General features: G+C 73.0%; 14 protein-coding genes and 1 pseudogene. 9 read left to right on the top strand and 6 right to left on the bottom strand.

Annotated elements, in window-relative coordinates; translation table 11 throughout:
• Nucleotides 1-6: 6 nt before the first annotated feature.
• Nucleotides 7-1,071 (bottom strand): proteasome assembly chaperone family protein, encoded by a 1,065-nt coding sequence (locus SA2016_RS09125; protein ID WP_084249428.1) that lies wholly within the window; start codon nucleotides 1,069-1,071, stop codon nucleotides 7-9.
• Nucleotides 1,072-1,281: 210 nt separating this feature from the next.
• Between SA2016_RS09125 and SA2016_RS09120 the strand changes: the two genes are divergently transcribed.
• From SA2016_RS09120 to SA2016_RS09100, 5 genes are all read left to right on the top strand, one after another.
• A complete protein-coding gene (locus SA2016_RS09120) occupies nucleotides 1,282-2,811 on the top strand; it encodes a leucyl aminopeptidase (RefSeq protein ID WP_066497473.1) in 1,530 nt (509 codons plus the stop codon).
• A gap of 269 nt (nucleotides 2,812-3,080) precedes the next feature.
• Complete coding sequence (gene lpdA / locus SA2016_RS09115) at nucleotides 3,081-4,463, top strand: dihydrolipoyl dehydrogenase (RefSeq protein WP_066497472.1); 1,383 nt, start codon at nucleotides 3,081-3,083, stop codon at nucleotides 4,461-4,463.
• A 51-nt stretch (nucleotides 4,464-4,514) separates the two neighbouring features.
• A complete protein-coding gene (gene sucB / locus SA2016_RS09110; RefSeq protein WP_066497467.1) occupies nucleotides 4,515-6,296 on the top strand; it encodes a 2-oxoglutarate dehydrogenase, E2 component, dihydrolipoamide succinyltransferase in 1,782 nt (593 codons plus the stop codon).
• Nucleotides 6,297-6,437: 141 nt separating this feature from the next.
• A complete protein-coding gene (locus SA2016_RS09105) occupies nucleotides 6,438-6,818 on the top strand; it encodes a hypothetical protein (RefSeq protein WP_066497465.1) in 381 nt (126 codons plus the stop codon).
• 132 nt (nucleotides 6,819-6,950) lie between these two features.
• Nucleotides 6,951-7,379 (top strand): OsmC family protein, encoded by a 429-nt coding sequence (locus SA2016_RS09100; RefSeq protein WP_066497463.1) that lies wholly within the window; start codon nucleotides 6,951-6,953, stop codon nucleotides 7,377-7,379.
• A gap of 105 nt (nucleotides 7,380-7,484) precedes the next feature.
• On the opposite strand, the pseudogene SA2016_RS09095 reads toward SA2016_RS09100, so the two are convergent.
• Both SA2016_RS09095 and SA2016_RS09090 read right to left on the bottom strand, forming a co-directional pair.
• Nucleotides 7,485-11,026, bottom strand: a pseudogene (locus SA2016_RS09095) (S41 family peptidase).
• 76 nt (nucleotides 11,027-11,102) lie between these two features.
• A complete protein-coding gene (locus tag SA2016_RS09090) occupies nucleotides 11,103-12,794 on the bottom strand; it encodes a protein kinase domain-containing protein (protein ID WP_066497461.1) in 1,692 nt (563 codons plus the stop codon).
• Nucleotides 12,795-12,907: 113 nt separating this feature from the next.
• On the opposite strand from SA2016_RS09090, the gene lipB reads away from it, so the two are divergent.
• The 3 genes from lipB to SA2016_RS09075 all read left to right on the top strand — a co-directional run bounded on the left by lipB (nucleotide 12,908) and on the right by SA2016_RS09075 (nucleotide 15,460).
• Nucleotides 12,908-13,588 (top strand): lipoyl(octanoyl) transferase LipB, encoded by a 681-nt coding sequence (gene lipB, locus SA2016_RS09085; RefSeq protein ID WP_066497459.1) that lies wholly within the window; start codon nucleotides 12,908-12,910, stop codon nucleotides 13,586-13,588.
• Complete coding sequence (gene lipA, locus SA2016_RS09080; protein WP_066497458.1) at nucleotides 13,585-14,595, top strand: lipoyl synthase; 1,011 nt, start codon at nucleotides 13,585-13,587, stop codon at nucleotides 14,593-14,595. Before lipB ends, lipA begins: the two co-directional genes overlap by 4 nt.
• 124 nt (nucleotides 14,596-14,719) lie before the next feature.
• Nucleotides 14,720-15,460, top strand: coding sequence for a DUF4191 domain-containing protein (locus SA2016_RS09075; protein WP_066497457.1), 741 nt, complete (start codon nucleotides 14,720-14,722; stop codon nucleotides 15,458-15,460).
• Nucleotides 15,461-15,558: 98 nt separating this feature from the next.
• Here SA2016_RS09075 and SA2016_RS09070 read toward each other — a convergent pair whose 3' ends face one another.
• On the bottom strand, nucleotides 15,559-15,993 hold the full coding sequence (locus SA2016_RS09070; RefSeq protein WP_066497456.1) for an RDD family protein: 435 nt from the start codon (nucleotides 15,991-15,993) through the stop codon (nucleotides 15,559-15,561).
• A 256-nt stretch (nucleotides 15,994-16,249) separates the two neighbouring features.
• Between SA2016_RS09070 and glnA the strand changes: the two genes are divergently transcribed.
• Entirely contained in the window at nucleotides 16,250-17,674 is a 1,425-nt protein-coding gene (gene glnA / locus SA2016_RS09065) for a type I glutamate--ammonia ligase (RefSeq protein WP_066497455.1), read from the top strand.
• Nucleotides 17,675-17,800: 126 nt separating this feature from the next.
• Here the strand turns inward: glnA and SA2016_RS09060 are convergent, their stop codons facing one another.
• On the bottom strand, nucleotides 17,801-18,130 hold the full coding sequence (locus SA2016_RS09060; RefSeq protein WP_084249427.1) for a cupin domain-containing protein: 330 nt from the start codon (nucleotides 18,128-18,130) through the stop codon (nucleotides 17,801-17,803).
• A 39-nt stretch (nucleotides 18,131-18,169) separates the two neighbouring features.
• Nucleotides 18,170-21,214, bottom strand: a complete 3,045-nt coding sequence (locus tag SA2016_RS09055) for a bifunctional [glutamine synthetase] adenylyltransferase/[glutamine synthetase]-adenylyl-L-tyrosine phosphorylase (RefSeq protein ID WP_066497453.1) — start codon at nucleotides 21,212-21,214, stop codon at nucleotides 18,170-18,172.
• Between the last annotated feature and the right edge of the window lie 6 nt (nucleotides 21,215-21,220).

Genomic DNA, 21,220 nt, shown 5'->3' with positions numbered 1-21,220 from the left:
ATGATCCTAGTGCGGGGGCTCCTCCCCCTCCGCGCGCGGCGCGTCATCCGGCGTCTGCGGCGGCCCATCGGCGGCAGGCGGCTCCGCGCCGTCGTCCGTTTCCCCATCACCGCGGGAGGCGCCGCCGCCGTCGGCGTCCTCCTCGCCGTGGGCGGCGAGGTAGGCCTCGACCGCGGCGCCGAGGTCCTCGGCGGTGGGCAGTTCGTCGGCAGGGCCCGCGAGGAGGGAACGGCGCGGGACGTCGGCCGTGTGGTCGTCGAAGCGCTCCTCGAGCCCGGCCACCAGCTCGCGGATCTCCGCGGACGCCGCGACCTGTTCGGCCACCTGCCGCTCGACCTCCCGTGACGCCTCGCGGAGGCGGTCGCTCGGGAGCATGAGCGAGGCAGCGGCGCCGAGGTGCTCGAGGCCGGTCACGGCGGCGGCCGGGTACTCGGCCTCGGCGAGGTAGTGCGGCACATGGACGACGAACCCGGTGACATCGTGCCCCGCCTCGATGAGCCGGATCTCCACGAGGTGTCCGACTGCCCCCGGGAACTCGACGACCGGCTTCCAGCGCGAGATGCCCTCGACGAGCTCCGGCCGGTTGCCGTGCACCGTCACCCCGAGCGGACGGGTGTGCGGCACCGGCATCGGGATGGCGTGGACCCAGAGGGTCTGGCACACCTCGAGCTGCTCGACGAGGCCGACGACGGCGCGCGCGAACCGCTCCCACTGCAGGTCCGGCTCGGGACCGGCAAGGAGGAGGTAGGGGCGCCCGAGGCCGTCCTGGAGCCGGTAGAGCGCGAGCGCCGGGGCGTCGTAGTCCTCAAGGTGGTCCTCGACGAAGCGGATGCGGGGGCGGCGCGAGCGGTAGTCGAGCAGCTGGTCGACGTCGAAGGCCGCGAGCGCCCCGGCCCCCTGGACGCTGATGAGCTCGTCGATGATCTGGCGCACGGCGTGCCCCGCGTCCGCGAAGCCGGTGAAGCCCATGATGAGCGGCAGGCCCCGGATGCCCTCGTCACCGCTGAGCTCGAGGGCAGCGGTGTACAGGCCTGCGGGGTCCTGCAGGGGCCCAGTCGCGGGGTCGATCACGGTGGCAGTCCTTCCTAGGCATTCATCGGTCCAACACTCGGGGGCGTTCCATCATTCCACCTCGGCGTGGGCCGGGGTGGACCCCTGCGCCGTGCCGCATCGGCCGGACGGTGCCGCGCTACTACGATCGGGAGCACGTGAAGCAACCGCACCACACCCGCCGGCGCAGACACGCGGCAGCGTGAGCCGTGCAGAATCGAGGCAGCCACAGTGTTCAGCAACAGCGAAGTCGCCCTCCGGGCCGTGTCCAAGGACCTGCGCAAGACCCCCAGCGACGTCCTGGTGGTGGGAGTCGCGCAGGGCGCGGACGGGCCGGTCCTCCTCGACAACCCCCTGAGCGCGCGCAACGCCGAGGCGGTGTCCTCCACCCTTGCCGCCCTCGGCGTCACGGGCGCCGCGGACCAGCTCCACCGGCTCCCCGGGCTGCCGGAGCTCGGTGCGCACGTGCTCGCCCTGGCCGGGGTGGGCAAGGTCGCGCCGGGGGCTGCCCCGAGCGCCGAGCAGCTGCGGCGGGCCGCCGGCTCGGCGGTGCGCCAGCTCGCCGGCAACGGGACCGTGGTCCTGGCCCTGCCGGCGGCGACCGCTGCCGACCTCGCCGCCGTCGCCGAGGGCGCTGCCCTCGGTGCCTACTCCTACACGGAGCACAAGTCGGCCCCTGCCGCCGCCGGCAAGGACAACGTGCGCACCGCGATCGTCTACAGCCCCCTTGCCGGGACCGCAGAGGCGGACGCCGCACTGGCGCGCGCGGCGGTGCTCGGGGCCTCCGTCAACGCCACGCGCACGCTCGTCAACATGCCCCCGAGCCAGCTCTACCCCGAGGCCTTCGCGGAGGCGGCCAAGGACCTCGCGAAGGGCCTGCCCGTCAAGGTCACCGTCTTCGATGAGAAGCGGCTCGCGAAGGACGGGTTCGGCGGCATCCTCGCCGTCGGACAGGGGTCGGCCCGGCCGCCGCGCCTCGTCAAGGTCGAGTACGTGCCCTCCCGCCCCTCCGGAGCGCGCGCCGTCCACCTCGTCGGCAAGGGCATCACCTTCGACTCGGGCGGGATCTCGATCAAGCCCGCGGCCAACATGGACCAGATGAAGAGCGACATGGCCGGGGCCGCCACGGTCCTGAACGCGACCCTCGCGGCGGCGCGCCTGGGCCTGCCCGTGAAGGTGACCGCGTGGCTGTGTGTGGCGGAGAACATGCCCTCGGGCAGCGCGCAGCGGCCCTCCGACGTCATCACGATCCGCGGGGGTACCACCGTCGAGGTGCTCAACACCGACGCCGAGGGCCGGCTCGTCATGGCCGACGGCCTCGTCGCAGCGTGCGAGGAGAACCCCGACGCCGTCATCGACGTCGCCACGCTCACCGGGGCGGCGCTCGTGGCGCTCGGCACGCGCACCGCCGGCGTGATGGGCGACGACGAGGTGACCCGGCCGCTGCTCGACGCCGCCGCAGCGGCGGGTGAGGCCGCGTGGCCCATGCCGCTGCCCGAGGAGCTGCGGGCGGGTCTGGACTCCGCGACGGCGGACATCGCCAATGTCGGCGAGCGGCCCGGCGGGATGCTGACGGCCGCCATCTTCCTGAAGGAGTTCGTGGGCAAGCGCCCGGACGGCAGCTCCGTGCCGTGGGCACACCTCGACATCGCGGGGCCGGCCTTCAACACCGGCTCGCCCTACGGGCACACCCCGAAGCAGGGCACCGGATCCACGGTCCGCACGCTCGTGGGGTACCTCGAGTCGGCCGGCCGTCCGTGAGGATGCGGCCGCCCGGAGCCGGGCGCGGCTTCCGGGCGGCCGCATCGCATCCCTCGAAATTTCATGAAGTGGAATTGAAAGTCCATGCTGCGAAAGTGCTAGAGTTCCCGTGACTCTTGACACAAGGCCGGGACAAACGTTCCGCGAAGGTGGAGCATAGTCGGTCGGGGATATAGGGTTTCCCTGATACCGGGCCTGCGCGGACCGCCGCAGGCAACTGTCACATTCGACGGCGGAACACGCCGTCCACAAGGCGAGGGAGCGTCCACGTGGCCGAAGCGGCAACTGCGCACGAATTCGACATCTTGATCCTCGGCGGCGGAAGTGGCGGCTACGCCGCGGCGCTCCGGGCCTCGGAGCTCGGCTTCTCGGTCGGACTCGTCGAGAAGGGCAAGCTGGGCGGCACGTGCCTGCACAACGGCTGCATCCCGACCAAGGCCCTCCTGCACTCGGCCGAGCTGGCCGACCACGCCCGCGACGCCTCCAAGTACGGCGTGAACGTGACGCTGGACAGCATCGACATGAACGCCGTGAACGCCTACAAGGGCGGCATCATCGCCGGCAAGTTCAAGGGCCTCACGGGCCTCATCAAGTCCAAGGGCATCACCGTCATCGAGGGCGAGGGCCGCCTGACCGGCCCGAGCACCGTGACCGTGGCGGGCACCGACTACACGGGCAAGAACATCATCCTCGCGACGGGCTCCTACTCCCGCAGCCTCCCGGGCCTCGAGATCGGCGGCCGGGTCATCACGTCCGACCAGGCGCTCGAGCTCGACTACGTGCCCAACAGCGTGATCGTCCTCGGCGGCGGCGTCATCGGCGTCGAGTTCGCCTCGGTCTGGAAGTCCTTCGGCGTCGACGTCACGATCGTGGAGGGCCTGCCCTCGCTCGTCCCGAACGAGGACGCCGCAATCGTCAAGCAGCTCGAGCGTGCCTTCAAGAAGCGCGGCATCAAGTTCAGCACCGGCACGTTCTTCCAGGGCGTCGAGCAGGACGAGAACGGCGTCAAGGTCACGCTCGTGGACGGGAAGACGTTCGAGGCGGACCTGCTCCTCGTCGCGGTGGGCCGGGGCCCCGTAACCGCGAACCTGGGCTTCGAAGAGGCCGGCATCACAATCGACCGCGGCTTCGTCATCACCAACGAGCGCCTGCACACCGGTGTCGGGAACGTCTACGCGGTCGGCGACATCGTCCCGGGCGTCCAGCTCGCGCACCGCGGCTTCCAGCAGGGCATCTTCGTGGCCGAGGAGATCGCCGGCCTCAACCCCGTCGTCGTCGAGGACGTCAACATCCCTAAGGTCACCTACTGCGACCCCGAGATCGCCACCGTCGGCTACACGGAGAAGGCCGCCAAGGAGAAGTTCGGCGAGGACCAGGTCCAGACCCAGGAGTACAACCTCGCGGGCAACGGCAAGAGCTCGATCCTGGGCACGTCCGGCATCATCAAGGTCGTCCGCCAGAAGGAAGGCCCGATCGTCGGCGTCCACATGATCGGCGCCCGCATGGGCGAGCAGATCGGCGAGGCCCAGCTCATCGTCAACTGGGAGGCCTACCCGGAGGACGTGGCCCAGTTCATCCACGCCCACCCGACGCAGAACGAGGCGCTCGGCGAGGCCCACCTGGCTCTGGCCGGCAAGCCGCTGCACGGCTGAGCCGACCCCGACACCATTCGCACGCAGAAGAATTTAGGAGCACGGGGACCCATGTCTGAATCCGTCAACCTTCCCGCCCTCGGTGAGAGCGTCACCGAAGGCACCGTCACCCGCTGGCTGAAGCAGGTCGGCGACCGCGTCGAGATCGACGAGCCCCTCGTCGAGGTGTCCACCGACAAGGTCGACACCGAGATCCCTTCGCCGGTCGCTGGCATCCTCGAGCAGATCCTCGTCGCCGAGGACGAGACCGCCGAGGTCGGCTCCCCGCTGGCGGTGATCGGCGACGGCGCGTCCTCGCCGGACGACTCCGGTGCGCCCGCCGCCCAGGAGGCCGAGCAGGCTCCGGCACCCGCCGCCGAGCCCGAGCAGGCCTCCGCCCCCGAGCCCGAGCCTGCCGCCGCCCCGGAGCCCGCTGCCGCGTCCGGCGGTGCACCGGCCGAGGGGCACGAGGTGACCCTCCCCGCCCTCGGCGAGAGCGTCACCGAAGGCACGGTGACCCGCTGGCTCAAGGCCGTCGGCGAGACCGTGGAGGTCGACGAGCCGCTGCTCGAGGTCTCCACCGACAAGGTCGACACCGAGGTTCCATCCCCCGTCGCCGGCACCCTGCTCGAGATCCGCGTCTCCGAGGACGAGACGGCCGAGGTCGGTGCCGTGCTCGCGGTCATCGGCTCCGGCGCCCCGGCCCAGGCCGCGCCCGCTCCGCAGGCAGCCCCCGAGCCCGCGGCTGCTCCGGCGGCCGAGGCTCCCGCAGCCGCGGCGCCCGCGGCGCCTGCACCCGCTCCTGCCGCGGCGCCTGCACCCGCTCCTGCCGCGGCACCGGCTCCCGCCGCCGCTCCGGCAGCGGCTCCTGCCCCCGCCGCTCCCGCAGCCCCTGCCCAGGGCGGCGAGTCGGGCTACGTGACCCCGCTCGTGCGCAAGCTCGCGAACCAGCACGGGATCGACGTGACCTCCCTGACCGGCACGGGCGTCGGCGGACGCATCCGGAAGCAGGACGTCCTCGCCGCGGTCGAGGCGAAGAACGCCGCTGCTGCCCCCGCCCCCGCGGCGGCCCCGAGCGCCCCCGCGGCCCCGGCCGCCGGCGGCGCAGCAGCCAACGGTGCCGCGTCCTCGCTGCGCGGGACCACGGAGAAGGCCCCGCGGATCCGCCAGGTCATCGCCCGCCGCATGCGCGAGTCCCTGGACACCTCGACCCAGCTCACGCAGGTGCACGAGGTCGACATGACGAAGATCGCCAAGCTCCGCGACCGCGCCAAGGCCCAGTTCCAGGCCCAGAACGGCGTCAAGCTGACCTTCCTCCCGTTCATCGCGAAGGCCGTGGCCGAGGCGCTCAAGCAGCACCCCAAGCTCAACGCGGAGTACAACGAGGAGACCCAGCAGATCACGTACCACAACGCGGAGCACCTCGCGATCGCGGTGGACACGGACAAGGGCCTCCTCGTCCCGGTGATCAACAACGCCGGTGACCTCAACCTCGCGGGCCTGGCCGGGCGCATCGCCGACGTCGCTGCGCGCACGCGCAACAACAAGATCGGCCCCGACGAGCTCTCGGGCGGTACGTTCAGCATCACCAACATCGGCTCCGTCGGTGCCCTGTTCGATACGCCGATCATCAACCAGCCGCAGGTCGCGATCCTCGGCACGGGCGCGATCGTCAAGCGTCCGTGGGTGTCCCAGAACGCCGAGGGCGACGACGTCATCTCGATCCGCTCGATGATGTACCTCTCGCTCACCTACGACCACCGCCTCGTCGACGGGGCGGACGCGGGCCGCTTCCTCCAGACGCTGCGCGCGCGGCTCGAGGAGGGTTCGTTCGAGGCCGACCTCGGCCTCTGAGACGCCTCTGAGGCAGAGCGCACGACGGCGCCCGCTCCCGTTTCCGGGGACGGGCGCCGTCCGCGTTTCGTTACCCACTTGGGACGCGAGCGGGGCATCATCCTGCGCAGGCGGCACCGGGCGCGCCACTAGACTCAGTCCATGACTGTCGTCCTGAGCATTGTCGTCTTCCTGCACGTCGTCGGTGCAGCCATGATCGTTGGCCCGTGGATCGCCAACATGAAGAACCCCACGGTCGGCCCGCGGCAGTTCGACGGCGCAATGACCCAGCTCGCCACCGGCATCATCCTGGTCGGGCTCATCACGGTCCTGTCCAAGCAGGCCGACAGCGGCGTCCAGCCGCTCGACACGAACCTGTACATCAAGCTGACGGTGAAGTTCGTCATCGCCGTCGTCGTCGGCGCCCTGGCCTTCGTGGGCAACCGCCGCCGCAAGGCCGGCGAGAAGGTCTCCCCGGGACTCGCCCACGGCGTCGGCGGCCTCGCACTGCTCAACATCGCCATCGCCACGATCTGGCAGTAGCCTCCACTGCTCCACTCGGCCCCGCACCCCGGTCACATCCCGGGAGGCGGGGCCCTCTTGTGCCTAGGATGGGCGAGGACGGCGCACTCGACCGGCTGCGCCGCGGCACACCGACCATGGCAAGGAGCACACATGCCTACGATCCGCACCGCACACACCGTCTGGGAGGGCAACCTCTTCGAGGGCAAGGGGCAGACCACCCTCGACACCTCGGGCCTCGGCACGTACGACGTGACGTGGAAGGCCCGCAGCGAGGACGCGAACGGCAAGACCAGCCCGGAGGAGCTCCTCGCGGCAGCGCACTCGGCCTGCTACTCCATGGCCTTCAGCAACGAGCTCGACGACGCGGGCTTCAAGGCCGAGCGCATCGAGACTTCCTCCGCGGTCGGCTTCGAGCCCGGCAAGGGCGTCACGGGCAGCGAGCTCACCGTGACCGCCAAGATCCCGGGGATCTCCGAGGACCAGTTCCAGCAGATCGCGGAGAAGGCCAAGGTCGGCTGCCCCGTGAGCCAGGCGCTCTCGGGGATCACCATCACCCTCAAGGCCACCCTCGAGTCCTGATCCACCCTGGTCCTGGACGCGGAGTGCCCCGCGCCCCGGACTGCAAAAGGGCCCCTCCCCGCACGGGGAGGGGCCCTTCCTGCGTCCGCGCCGGATCCGGGCGGCTCAGCCCTGGTAGGCCGGCACCGACGCCGCCTCGCGGTCCTGCGGGCGCAGGGGCAGCGGCGCGGGGCGCACCGAGCGGTAGCCTTCCCGGGCCGGGGGCCGCTGGGTGGGGATCTCGACCAGCATCTCCTTGAGCACGCCGATGCCGTGTTCGAGCTGGGGGTCGATCCCGGCCGCGTACGCGTGCGGCGGGTAGGCGACCTCGATGTCCGGCTCGACGCCGAAGTTCTCGACGCCCCATCCGATGCCGCCCTCGAACCAGGTCGCGTAGCGCGGCTGGGTCACGGCCGTCCCGTCGGCGAGCTTGAACCGGTTGTCGATGCCGATCACCCCGCCCCAGGTCCTCGTCCCGACCACGGGACCGATGCCGCGCAGCTTGCCCACGGCCGTGATGATGTCGCCGTCTGAGCCGGCGAACTCGTCCGCGAGGATCACCACCGGGCCCCGCGGCGCGTGCCGCGGGTACGTCCGGGGCTGCTCCCCGCGCGGGACGCTCCAGCCGGTCACGCGCCGGCCGATCAGCTCGGCCACGAGCTGGGAGGTGTGGCCGCCGCGGTTGCGGCGCACGTCGACCACGAGGGCGTCCAGCCCCGTCTCGGTGTCGAGGTCGCGGTGCAGCTGCGCCCAGCCGCGCGCCCCCATGTCCGGCACGTGGAGGTACCCGAAGCGGCCCTCGGAGGCCTCGCGGACGAGCCGCCGGTTCGCCTGGACCCAGTCCTGGTACCGCAGCCGCTCCTCGTCGCGGAGGGGCACGACGGCGATCCGCCGGGTGCGGCCCGAGGCGTCGCCGTGGGCCGCACCGTTGAGCATCGTCAGCTCGACGACCTTGCCGGCCGCGCCGGCCAGCGCGGTCGCCGGCCCGAAGTCGGGTCCGAGCCGGACGCCGTCGACCTCGAGCAGGCGGTCGCCGGGGCGGACGCCCGCGCCGGGCGCGGCGAGGGGGGAGGCGGCGAGCGGGTCGGAGGACTCGTTGGCGAGGACGCGGCGGACCACCCAGCCGCCGTCGAAGTCGAACTCCGCCCCGAGCCGCCCCTGTCCCCCGGCCCCTGCTCGCTGACCGCCGGGGGCGTGACGTACGCGTGCGAGGTGCCGAGCTCGCCGTGGAGCTCCCAGATGAGGTCGACGAGGTCGTCGTGCGAGCCGAGCCTGTCCACGATCGGGCGGTAGCGGTCCCGGACCTCGTCCCAGTCCGCTCCGGCCATGTCCGGGGTCCAGAAGAAGTCGCGCTGGAGCCGCCAGGCCTCCTCGAACGCCTGGGACCAGACAGCACCGGGCTCGAGCCGCACCCGGATGCGCTCGAGGTCCACGGTGACGTGCTCGGCGTGGCCGTCCTCGGCCGGCTTGTCGCTCGGCACGCTGTGGACGGTCCGGTCCCGCACGTACACGATCCTCGTGCCGTCGCCGCTGAGCCGGTACGACTCCAGCGCCCCCACGAGCGTGCTCTCGTTCCCGGTGAGGAGGTCGAAGCGCTGCAGCGTCGGCGGAGCGTCCTTGTCCTCGGGCTTGGCCCTGCCCTCGCCGGTGGCGCCCGTGAGGTCGCGGGAGAGCCACAGCAGGGAGTCCTTCGCCGCCGCGAGGTGCGAGTAGTTGCCCTGCCGCACCGGGAGCGCGGTGACGCGGTGGCGGATGCCGTCGAGGTCGACGCGGACCTCGGCGGGCGCCGAGGGCGAACCCTCGGACGACGGCGGGGCGGCGCCGTCGTCCGCACCGGCGCGGGCGCTGTCCGCGAAGTCCGCCACGCGGGGACCGAACGGGCTCGCCGTGGCCGCCGACAGGGGGACGATGTACGGCTTGATCGGGCTCGGGAACGACAGGTCGAACGAGTGGCCGTCGTAGACCGGGTCGAAGCTGCGTCCGGAGAGGAACGCGAGGTACTTCCCGTCCGGCGTGAACGCCGGCGACGCGTCCTGGAAGCGGCCGTCGGTGACGTCGGCCACGCGGCCGGTCGCACGCTCGGCGAGGCGGACCTTGGACCGCGATCCGAACGCGGTGACGGGCTCGATCCAGGCGAGCCACCGGGAGTCGGGGCTCCAGGCCAGCTGCTCGACCGTGCCCTCCCCCACGCTGCTGAGCGTCGTGGCTGTGCCGTGGGCGACATCGACGAGGTGGACATCGCCGAACGCCGTGCCGACCGCGATGAACTTCGCGTCGGGGCTGGGCACCACTTCGACCGGCCGGTGCGCGGAGGGCAGGGGGATGCGGGCCAGGCGCGGCAGGGTGTCGCCGTCCTCCGCCGCGGCCGAGGCCGTGCGCTGGGCCGGGACGGCGTAGGAGCGCGGCGCCCGGGGACCTGCGGGAGCGCCGGAGGCCGGTGCGGCCGTCGGCGTCCCCGCGAGCGCGGAGACCGGCCGCGGCAGGCCGTCGGAGGAGGCCTGGGCGTCGGCGCCCTCGCCGGCGCTGCCGGCGTCCTCGACGAGCGCGGCGCCGCCCTCGGCGGGTGCTGCCGCCGTGCCCAGTCCTCCGAGGCGCCGGACGAACAGCCCCTCCTCGCCCTCGTGGTCAGCGACGAACACGACGGCGCCGGATCCCAGCGGGCGGGCGAGCCGAGCGCGCACCCCTGGGGTGGCCTCGACGACGTGCGAGGGGCCGTCGCGGTGCGTGAGCCAGTGGACCGTGCCGTGGGACTCGACGACGCTGGCGCGCCCGTCGGGGGCCGGCACGACCTCGCCGAGGTGGCGCCCGACGGCGAGCGGGCGGCTCCGGCGGGAGGTCGAGGCCGAGGCGAGGGCGATCTCCAGCCGTCGCGGCTCGGCGTCGAGCGAGTCGAGGATCCACAGCTCGCCGGCGCTGTCGAAGACGATCCTGCGTCCGTCGGTGCTCGCGTGGCGGACGTAGAAGCGGTCGGAGTCGGTGTGCCGGCGCAGGTCGGCGCCCGCCCGGTCGACCGAGTACAGGTTGCCCACGCCCTCGTGGTCGGAGACGAACGCGATGCGCTCCCCCACCCACAGCGGATCCGCGAGGTTGCCGTCGAGGTCGGCGAGGAGGCGGCGGAACTCCCCGCCGCCGTCGGGATCGATCCAGAGCTTTCCGGCCGCCCCGCCGCGGTACCGCTTCCAGTGGGCGGGCTCGCGTGTCAGGACGCTCCCGACGACGACGGGACGGTCGTCGCCGACCCGCGGGCCGAACGCGACCGAGTCGACGGGCCCGTAGGGGAGCTCCTCGAGCCAGCCGCCGTCGAGCGGCATCGTGTAGGCGTGGGTGTGGCGCGAATCGGGCTGGTTGTGGGCGCTCGTGACGATGACCCGGCCGCCGGGCTCGAAGCCCCTGACCCTGGTGGTGGCGTGGCCGAACCAGCTCAGCTGCCGGAAGCCGCCGCCGTCGACCTCGGCCGAGACGACCTCGGGGGCGCTGCCCTGCACGACCGTCCACACGACCTTGCTCCCATCGGGGGCGAAGCGGGGGTTGCGTGCGGGCAGCCCGAGCGAGGAGAGACGCCAGGCGCGTCCTCCGGCGACGGGGGCGAGCCAGACGTCGTCCTCGGCGACGAACGCCACGAGGTCCCCGTGCACGTGGGGATAGCGGAAGTAGCTGGAGCCAGTCATCCTCCGATCATATTCACCGGCCGCGGCCCCTTCCGGGCCGGCCACACCGGTGCCGGGGAGTGTGACGCACGCCGCATCAGTCAGGGCCGATGCGCGCGACCTTCCACTGCTGGCCCTCCCGCTGCACGAGCACCTTCAGCTCTTCGTCCCGCCCGGTGGGCCGCTCCCCCACCGTCGCCCCGGCCCGGTCCTTGACGGTGTACCCGGTGGTGACCACGCGGACCCGCACGACGGCGGTGCGGGAGCCTGCGGCCGGGTCCCCGCCGCCGGGATCGAGCGACGCTTCGAGGACGCGTGCGCTGAAGCCCTCGAGCCGCTGGCCGTCGGCGAGGAGCCGGTCGAGGAGGTCCCGGTCTGCTGCGGCCGCCTCGGAGCCGGCGGCGTTGACGGCGGAGAGCATGCCGCGGTCGCGGCCGGCGATGGCCCGCGCCCGGATGTCCGAGAGGGCCTGGACGGCCTGCACCGGGTCGGCGGCGGCCGCGCCGCGCCGCAGCTGCTCGGGCAGGGAGTCCCATCCCTCCTCCGCGGCAGCCCCGCCCGCGTCGGCCATCGGCGGGCCCGGAGTCTGCGATGTCTGGGGGACGCTCCACCAGGCCGCGGCGAGGGCCGCGACGACAAGCCCGGCGGCAGCCCACCGTGCAGTGGCCCCGCGAGGGCGCCACCCCGCGGGCAGACTCCGGGGCACGCGGGGCGGCCGCCCGGGCCGGCTGCGGGCAGGCGCGGCGTGGGATCCGCGGGAGCGCCAGGACCGCGGCCGCGGAGGGCGGCGGGAAGTGAGGCCCAGGACCGGGCGCCGGGCCGGCGGCTCCTGGCGCCGGGTGAGCAGTTCGGGGAGCACCGCGGAGTCGACGGCGGGAGCAAGGTCGACCGGCGCTGCCCGGGCGCTGCGCATCACCGAGCGGGCGAGTTCCTCGGCCGAGGGGCGCTGCCGCGGGTCGTCGCGCAGCGCGGCCTCGATCGCGGCCGCGAGCTCGGCCGGGACGTCGCCGACGATCAGGGACAGGGGCGGGCGCTGATCCGTCGGGACCGGCGGCTCGCCCGTGAGGGTGTACCAGGCGAGGGCCCCGAGGGCGAAGACGTCCGCCGCGGCGGCGAACGGGACCGAGGCCGCCCCGGGTCCGTCCTCCGCCCCGACGCCGTCTGCCTCAGTCCGGGCCACGGACGGGGCAGCGAAGCCAGCCGTGCCGCCCGGGCCGGCGCCCGCGTCGCCGACCATCCGGCTGAGCCCGAAGTCCGCCAGCATCGGCCTGCCCTCGGCCGTGAAGAGGACGTTCCCGGGCGAGACGTCGCTGTGCGCGGTACCGTCCGCATGGAGCGCGGCCAGCGCCCGGGCCACGGGGACGACGACGGTGATGCACTCCCCCACCGGCAGGCGCCCCCGCACGCGCACGAGGTGGCCCAGGGAGCCGCCGGCGGCGTACTCGCTCAGCAGCGCGACCGCGCCGCCCTCCGCCCCGCCGGCGGCGAGGGCCCGGTGGATGCCGAGGACGTGGTCGTGGGGCCGCGCCCGGGAGATCCGCGCCTCCCTCTGCGCCCGCGCGAGGACCTCGTCGGCGCGCAGGGCCACTGAGGGGATGACGAGCTTCGCCGCGAACAGGCGCCCGGTGCCGGCCTCGCGGACGAGCCAGACGGTGCCGGAGGCGCCGCGGCCGATCGCCCGCACGGCCTCGTAGCCGGGCAGGGCCGGCGGCTGCTCGGCGGCGGACGGTGCCGTCGCTGCGTCGGCGGCGGACGGGAGGTCCGCCCCGGAGGGGCTGGGTGCGTCCATGGCCTCATGTCTACCGCAGATCGGACGAGCGCCTCAGAAGTTATCCACAGGCCGGTGCGAGCCTCGTCACAGTGCCCGGCGCCGGGGCGCCCCCGAGGGCTAAGCTGGTCTCCATGACTCTTGCGTTCACCCGGCTGGGGTTCGCGCCGGACTACGTCGACTACACCGACGGCCTGGCCGCCCAGCGCAAGCTCCACGAGGACGTGGCGGCGGGTACCGCCCCCAGCACCGTCCTCCTCCTCGAGCACGCCCCGGTCTACACGGCCGGGAAGCGCACCGAGGACCATGAGCGGCCGCTCGACGGCACCCCCGTCGTGCCGGTCGACCGCGGCGGGAAGCTCACGTGGCACGGCCCCGGCCAGCTCGTGGGCTACCCCATCGTGAGGCTCGCGGAGCCTCGCGGCATCCGCGCCTACGTGGAACTGCTCGAGGACGTGATGATCACCGTCATCTCGGAATACGGCATCAAGGCCGAGCACGTGGACGGCCGCTCGGGCGTGTGGGTGCGTGCGGACGAGCGCGGCGGCGACCGCAAGATCGCCGCCATCGGCATCAGTGTGCACGACGGCGTCACGGGCCACGGTTTCGCGATCAACTGCAGCAACAGCCTCGACCCGTACGCCCAGATCATCGCGTGCGGCATCACGGACGCGGGCACCACCACCATCTCGGCCGAGTGCGGCCGCGAGGTCGGCCCGCTGGACATCGTCGACCGGATCACCGAGGAGCTCTCCCGCCGCGCCGGCGAGTTCGTCGCCCTCGATGCCGCGACCACGGAAGGAGTCCTGGCATGACGATCGCCCCCGAGGGCCGGCGGATGCTGCGGATCGAGCAGCGCAACGCGGCCGTGCCGGTCGAGCGCAAGCCGGACTGGATCAAGGCCAAGGTCCAGATGGGCCCGGAGTTCGTCCAGCTGAAGAAGCAGGTGAAGAAGGAGGGCCTCCACACCGTGTGCGAGGAGGCCGGCTGCCCGAACATCTTCGAGTGCTGGGAGGACAAGGAGGCCACCTTCCTCATCGGCGGCTCCGAGTGCACCCGCCGCTGCGACTTCTGCCAGATCGACACCGGCAGGCCCTCCCCGCTGGACCGCTTCGAGCCGACCAAGGTCGCCCGCTCGGTCCAGTCCATGGGCCTGCGCTACGCGACCGTGACCGGCGTGGCCCGCGACGACCTCGAGGACGAGGGCACCTGGCTCTACGCCGAGACCATCCGCAAGGTCCACGAGCTCAACCCCGGCACCGGGGTGGAGATCCTCATCCCGGACTTCTCCGGCAAGCCCGAGCACATCGGCGCGATCTGCGAGGCCGCCCCGGAGGTCTTCGCGCACAACGTCGAGACCGTCCCGCGCCTGTTCAAGGCCATCCGGCCCGCTTTCCGCTACGAGCGCTCCCTGGACGTGCTCACCCAGGGCCGCGACCACGGCATGGTCACCAAGTCCAACCTGATCCTGGGCATGGGCGAGACCCGCCAGGAGATCTCCCAGGCCCTGGCCGACCTGCACCAGGCCGGCTGCGACCTGATCACCATCACCCAGTACCTGCGCCCCTCCGAGCGCCACCACCCCGTGGAGCGCTGGGTCAAGCCCGAGGAGTTCGTCGAGCTGTCCCAGGAGGCCGAGGAGATCGGCTTCCTCGGCGTCATGAGCGGGCCCCTCGTGCGCTCCTCCTACCGCGCCGGCCGCCTCTGGGCCACCGCCATGCGCAAGAAGGGGCGTGAGATCCCTCCCGCCCTGGCCCACATCGAGTCCTCCGGCACCACCCGGCAGGAGGCCGCCACCCTCCTCGCAGCCCGGCAGGGCTGATCGCCGCAGCGCCCGGGGCGTCCACTCACTGCAGTGGGCGCCCCGCGGCGTCCCCACGCCCGAAGTCCGGTGGGCGAACCGCGCGCGGTCATCCCGGCGTGCCGTGACTTAGAATTGAGGCACTATGGCGAAGCGCACCGACACCTCCAGCACGCCCTCGGACAAGTCCCCTCAGGGAGGATCTCCGAAGAAGGCGAAGAAGCCCAATGGCTTCCAGCAGTTCCTCCAGGTCTTCCAGATGACACGGAAGGCCGACCCGAACGCCGTGTGGCTCATGCTGCTCGTGTTCCTCGGGGTGACGGCCGTGGGCCTGCTCATCGGGTTCCTGCTCGACAACTGGATCACCGGTCTCATCATCGGCATCCTCCTCGGCGTCCTCGGCGCCGTGTTCATCCTCAGCCGCCGGGCCGAGCGCGCCGCCTACGCCCAGATCGAGGGCCAGCCCGGTGCCGCGGGCGCGGCGCTGAACTCCCTCCGCCGCGGCTGGATCGTCGAGGAGCAGCCCGTCGCCGTGAACCCCCGCACCCAGGACGTGGTGTTCCGCGCCATCGGTCGCCCGGGCGTGGTCCTCGTCTCCGAGGGGCCGAGTGCGCGCGTCCGCGTGCTCGTCGACGGCGAGCGCAAGCGCCTGGCCCGCATCCTCCCGAACGTGCCGGTGCACGTCATCGAGACCGGGCGCGAGGAGGGCCAGACTCCGCTGCGCAACGTGGCCGGGAAGATGAACAAGCTCAAGCCGCAGCTGACCAAGACCGAAGTGGCTGCCGTGAGCAAGCGCATCGCCTCGCTCGGCGCGCGCCTGCCCATCCCCAAGGGGATCGATCCCACCCGTATGCGCCCTGACCGGCGCGCGATGCGCGGCCGCTGAGCCGCACCGCAGCACGGCGAAGGCCCCGGCAGCACTGCCGGGGCCTTCGCGCTGTCCGCGCCGGTCGCACCCGTTCGGGCTTGCGCCGGCGGGGCGGGTCAGAGGCGGACGACGACGGTCCCTGCCGCCTTGTCATGCACGCCGCGCTGGTCGGGGTCGAAGACCACGGCCGGGATCACCAGGCACAGCAGGAGGGTGCGCAGGGCCGCGCGCGGGACGCCGACCGGGCCCCCATCGAGCCGGCGGACCGTCAGGCCGGCCAGGCGGTGGCCGAGCCCGTGGCCCACCAGGCCGACGAGGAGCACCTGCTCCACGGCGAAGACGGCGAGGATGGTGAGCTGGCTTCCGCCCAGGAACGCGGCCGCAATGGCGTACGAGGCGGCCCAGTCGATGCACAGTCCGAGCACCCGCCGGCCGGTACGTCCCACCGAGCCCGGCCCGGTGCGGGGCATTCCGAGGCGGCGTCCGGGGAAGTCGCCCTCGGCGAGCTGGGGCCCGCTGATCCAGGATCCGAGGTCTCTGCGGTCGATCACCCGTCCATTCTAGGCTGGTGCACGGGTGCCCCGCCCGGGGCCCGTCGGCGCGGGGTCTGGCCCGGCGCCGCCGCTGCGGCTAGCGTTTACACGGGACAAGGCCCTGTAACCTCGCCGAAACAATACCGACACGGACGGGAAATCCCCCGTTCGTACTGTGGGTGCCAGTTGCGTACGAGGCGCACGGCGGACGCGCAGTGACTGCGTGCCCCGACCGCGCCGGCCCGACTGCCCCCACCCTGCCAAAGGAGTACAGATGTTCAAGTCTGCGGACGAAGTCCTCGCATTCATCAAGGACGAAGACGTCAAGTTCGTCGATATCCGCTTCACCGACCTGCCCGGCGTCCAGCAGCACTTCAACATCCCGGCCAAGACGGTCGACGCCGACTTCTTCGAGAACGGCCAGCTCTTCGACGGCTCCTCGATCCGCGGCTTCCAGGGCATCGCCGAATCGGACATGCAGCTCATCCCCGACGTGACCACCGCCTTCGTGGACCCGTTCCGCGTCGAGAAGACCCTGGCCCTGAGCTTCTCGATCGTCAACCCCCGCACCGGCGAGCCCTACCACCGCGACCCGCGCGGCGTGGCCGAGCGCGCCGAGGCCTACCTCGCCTCGACGGGCATCGCGGACACCGCGTTCTTCGCGCCCGAGGCCGAGTTCTACGTCTTCGACAACGTCCAGTTCGAGTCCTCGCCGCAGGGCTCCTTCTACAAGGTCGACTCGATCGAGGCGCCGTGGAACAACGGCCGCGAGGAAGAGGGCGGCAACCTCGGCAACAAGACCCCGTTCAAGGGCGGCTACTTCCCCGTTGCGCCGGTGGACCACCAGGCCGACCTGCGCGACGCCATGTGCCTCGCCCTCGACGCGGCCGGCCTCGAGGTCGAGCGCTCGCACCACGAGGTCGGCGCCGCAGGCCAGGCGGAGATCAACTACCGCTTCAACACCCTCGTCCGCGCGGCCGACGACCTGCAGAAGTTCAAGTACATCATCAAGAACACGGCGCTCGAGTGGGGCAAGTCGGTCACGTTCATGCCGAAGCCGATCTTCGGCGACAACGGCTCGGGCATGCACTGCCACCAGTCGCTGTGGAACGGCGGCGAGCCGCTCTTCTACGACGAGAAGGGCTACGCCAACCTCTCCGACCTTGCCCGCTGGTACATCGGCGGCCTGCTCAAGCACGCCTCCGCGGTCCTGGCCTTCACGAACCCCACCGTGAACTCCTACAAGCGCCTCGTGAAGGGCTTCGAGGCCCCGGTCAACATGGTGTACTCGCAGGGCAACCGCTCCGCCGGGATCCGCATCCCGATCACGGGCTCGAACCCGAAGGCCAAGCGCATCGAGTTCCGCGCCCCGGATCCCTCCTCCAACCCGTACCTCGCGTTCGCGGCCCAGCTCATGGCGGGCATCGACGGCATCCGCAACCGGATCGAGCCGCCCGCCCCGATCGACAAGGACCTCTACGAGCTCCCCGTCGAGGAGGCCCGCGACATCCCCAAGGCGCCGGGCTCGCTCGAGGAGGCCCTCGAGGCCCTCGAGGCGGACAACGAGTTCCTCCAGGCAGGCGGGGTCTTCACCCAGGACCTCATCGACACCTGGATCGCGTACAAGCGCGAGAAGGAGATCGCCCCGCTGTCGCTGCGCCCGAACCCCTACGAGTTCGAGCTCTACTACGGCGTCTGATCGCCCCTTCGCGGGCCTTCCCGCGCACGACGGCGCCCCTCGCCTCCCGCTGGTAGCCAGCGGCAGGCGGGGGGCGCCGTCGTCCGTTCCGCCGCCGGCTCAGACGCCGGTCCGACCTCCGGGGCGTCAGCCCGCGACGGTGGTGAGGATGCCGGCGGCGTCGCCCTCCGCGGTCACGTCGTGCCGAGGGCCGGGCAGGACGGCGAGCTGGCCTGGGCCGAGGCGCAGTTCGGCCTCTCCGGAGTGCACCACGAAGGTGCCGGAGAGGACGTGGAGCGTGGCCGCCGCGGGCTTGGCGTGGTCACCGAGGACCTGCCCGTCCAGGATGGCCAGGAGGGTGTGCCGCAGTGCCCCGTCATGGAGCAGGGCGCGGGCGCTGCGCCCGTGCGGGCTCGTGCGGGCCCGTTCGAGCTCCTCGGCTGCGGCGGCGGCGATGTCGACGAGAGTGTGCATCATCTCTTCCTTTCCTCGGTGCCCGGCACGCGCGGGCCGCGGTCAGTGTTCGGGGGCGTAGAACCGCCGCTCGAAGACCTGCCGGGCCCGGCGCGTGACGTTGAGGTAGTGCTGCTCGAGCGCGGTGGCCTGCCCGGGAGGGTACCCGCACCATCGGGCCACCGCCTCGAGGTCCCGGCGCGACGTCGGCAGCAGATCCGAGGCACGCCCGCTCCAGGCGACGTTCGCGCTGCGGACCCGGCTGGCCAGCCGCCAGGCCTCCGCGAGGAGCTCGGCCTCCCCCGGCGGGATCAGGCCGAGGTCCGAGGCAGCCGTGAGCGCCTCCATCGTGCCCGTGGTGCGCAGCTGCGGGTGGCGGCGCGCGTGCTGGAGCTGGAGCAGCTGCACGAGCCACTCGACGTCGCTGAGGCCCCCGCGCCCCAGCTTGACGTGCCGGGACGGGTCGGCGCCGCGGGGAAGCCTCTCCGCCTCGACCCGTGCCTTGATGCGCCTGATCTCGCGGACATCGGCGGCCGAGAGCTGCTCGGGGTAGCGCACCGAGTCGGCGAGCTCCATGAAGTCGGCGGCCAGGGCGTCATCGCCCGCGAGCGGGCGGGCCCGCAAGAGGGCCTGCGCCTCCCAGACGAGGGCCCAGCGGCGGTAGTACTCGGCGAACGAGTCGAGCGAGCGCACGAGGGGGCCGTTCTTCCCCTCGGGCCTGAGGTCGGCGTCCAGGGCGAGCATGCGCTCGGCGAGGACCGGCGGCTTGAGCGGCTGGGTCAGCAGGGCCGAGACGCTTCCGACGATGGCGAGCGCCTGGCGCTGCGCGGCGTCGGGGTCCGCGCCGGGGACGGGCCGGTGGACGTACATGACGTCCGCGTCGGAGCCGTAGCCGATCTCGCGGCCGCCCTGGCGCCCCATGGCGACGACGAGCACCCGGGTGAGCAGCCCGCCGTCGGCCGCCTCCGCCGCCCCCTCGGCGACCCGCAGCGCGCCGAGCACCGCCGCCTGGTCCGCGTCGGAGAGGGCGTGGCCCACCGCCTCGGTGTCGAGGATCCCGGCGCGGTCCGCGAGGGCCACGCGCAGGATCTCGCGGCGCCGGATGAGCCGCACGAGCCGCATGGCGGCGGCCGGTTCGGCGTGCCGGGAGATCTTGGACTGGATCTCCTGCCACTGCGCCTCGAGGGGAAGCGGTTCGAGGTCGGAATCGTCGCCGAGCCACTTGACGGACTCGGGCGAGACCTCGAGCAGGTCGGCGATGAGCCGGGAGTCGGCCAGGACGTGGGAGAGCCGCTCCGCGGCGGCCGCCGAGTCGCGCAGGAGGCCCAGGTACCAGTGGGTGGTGCCCAGCGCCTCGCTGACGCGGCGGAAGGCGAGCAGGCCGCCGTCGGGGTCGACGCCCTCGGCGATCCAGCCGAGCAGGACGGGGAGCAGCTGCCGCTGCAGGGCGGCCCGGCGGCTCACGCCTGCCGTGAGCGCCTCGATGTGCCGCATGGCGCCCTGCGGGTCGCGGTAGCCCAGGGCTGCCAGGCGCGCCTGGGCCGCCTCCGGCGTCAGGCGTGCCTCCTCCGCGCTCATGTGGGCCACGGTGTTCAGCAGGGGGCGGTAGAAGATCCGCTCGTGGAGCTCGCGGACGCTGCGCTTGGTGCGGTGCCACGTCTCCAGGAGCTGCTCCGGGGAGGCGCGGCCGAGGTCGAGCACGCCCTGGGTGGAGCGGGCGAGCGCGCGCAGGGCGTCCTCGGACACGGGCATGAGGTGCGTGCGGCGCAGCTTGGCCAGCTGGAGGCGGTGCTCGAGCAGGCGCAGGTAGCGGTAGGAGGAGTCGAACTCGGTCGCCGCGCTGCGCCCGATGTAGCCGCCCGCGGCGAGCGCCGCGATGGCCGAGGTGGTGTCGCGGACGCGGAGCGACTCGTCCGTGCGCCCGTGCACGAGCTGGAGCAGCTGGACCGTGAACTCGACGTCGCGCAGGCCGCCCGCGCCGAGCTTGATCTGCCGGTCCGCCTCGGACGGCGGGATGTTCTCCGTCACGCGCCGGCGCATTGCCTGGACGGACTCGACGAATCCGTCGCGTTCGGCGGAGGACCACACGAGCGGGGCCACGGCGGCCTCGTAGCGGGCGCCGAGGCCGGCGTCCCCCGCGATGCGGCGTGCCTTGAGGAGGGCCTGGAACTCCCAGCTCTCCGCCCATCGGGCGTAGTAGGCGAGGTGCGAGTCGAGCGTCCGCACGAGCGGCCCGTCGCGGCCCTCGGGCCTGAGGTTCGCGTCCACCTGCCACAGTGCCGGCTCGCGGCCTGAGGACCAGACGGCCTTGACCATGCCGGTGGCCAGCGCGGTGCCGATCCTGGCGGCCCGGGCGCCGTCGGGGCCCCCGTCCCCGCCGGCGCCGTCGGCCTCGATGACGTAGATGACGTCGACGTCGGAGATGTAGTTGAGCTCGCGCGCCCCGCACTTGCCCATCCCGATCACCGCGAGGGCGACGGCGGCGACGTCCTCGCGGCCGAAGCTCGCCTCGGCCTCGGCCCGGGCCACCGCCAGGCCCGCCTCGAGCGCGGCACCGGCCAGGTCGGAGAGCTCGGCGGCGGCTGTGGGCATGAAGTCGGTCGGGGACGCCGCGCCGAGGTCCCGCAGGGCCAGCTCGCACAGATGGCGCCGGTAGGCGATCCGCAGGGCCGCATAGGCCTCCGGCCCGGTGGTCCCGGCGACGGGGCGGCCGGAGCGCGGGTCCGCGCCCACGGAGGCCAGCATGGCCGCGCGGAGTTCACCGGGATCGGCCCCGGAGGGCTCCGCCGAGAGCGGCCGCTCGAGCACATCGAGGTGCTCGGGGTGCCGGATGAGGAATTCCCCGAGCGCCTCAGAGGCGCCGAGCAGGCGGAAGAGGGGCTCGCTGCGGACCGGACCGTCCTCCACGAGGCGGCGCACCTCCGGGCGGCGCTCGATCAGGCGGACGAGGGCCACGAGCGCGGCATCCGGGTCCGCGGCCAGCGCCAGCCCCTCGAGCACCGCGCCGGGGTCGATCCCCTCCAGCTCGCGGGCCGCGAGGAAGCGCTCGGCGCGCTCGGGGTCGGCGGACCCCAGCGCGATGAGGCGGCGCGTCAGGGACGGGGCCACGGTGCG

Source organism: Sinomonas atrocyanea (assembly GCF_001577305.1).
GTDB classification, from domain to species: Bacteria; Actinomycetota; Actinomycetes; order Actinomycetales; family Micrococcaceae; genus Sinomonas; species Sinomonas atrocyanea.
This window is presented reverse-complemented; position numbering and strand designations above follow the sequence as displayed.

What these genes read in the sequence shown, in the direction of transcription:
- sucB (WP_066497467.1), top strand. Translation starts at nt 4,515, where the DNA reads ATGTCTGAATCCGTCAACCTTCCCGCCCTCGGTGAGAGCGTCACCGAA.
- SA2016_RS09105 (WP_066497465.1), top strand. Translation starts at nt 6,438, where the DNA reads ATGACTGTCGTCCTGAGCATTGTCGTCTTCCTGCACGTCGTCGGTGCA.
- SA2016_RS09100 (WP_066497463.1), top strand. Translation starts at nt 6,951, where the DNA reads ATGCCTACGATCCGCACCGCACACACCGTCTGGGAGGGCAACCTCTTC.
- SA2016_RS09090 (WP_066497461.1), bottom strand. Translation starts at nt 12,794, where the DNA reads ATGGACGCACCCAGCCCCTCCGGGGCGGACCTCCCGTCCGCCGCCGAC.
- lipB (WP_066497459.1), top strand. Translation starts at nt 12,908, where the DNA reads ATGACTCTTGCGTTCACCCGGCTGGGGTTCGCGCCGGACTACGTCGAC.
- lipA (WP_066497458.1), top strand. Translation starts at nt 13,585, where the DNA reads ATGACGATCGCCCCCGAGGGCCGGCGGATGCTGCGGATCGAGCAGCGC.
- SA2016_RS09075 (WP_066497457.1), top strand. Translation starts at nt 14,720, where the DNA reads ATGGCGAAGCGCACCGACACCTCCAGCACGCCCTCGGACAAGTCCCCT.
- glnA (WP_066497455.1), top strand. Translation starts at nt 16,250, where the DNA reads ATGTTCAAGTCTGCGGACGAAGTCCTCGCATTCATCAAGGACGAAGAC.
- SA2016_RS09060 (WP_084249427.1), bottom strand. Translation starts at nt 18,130, where the DNA reads ATGATGCACACTCTCGTCGACATCGCCGCCGCCGCAGCCGAGGAGCTC.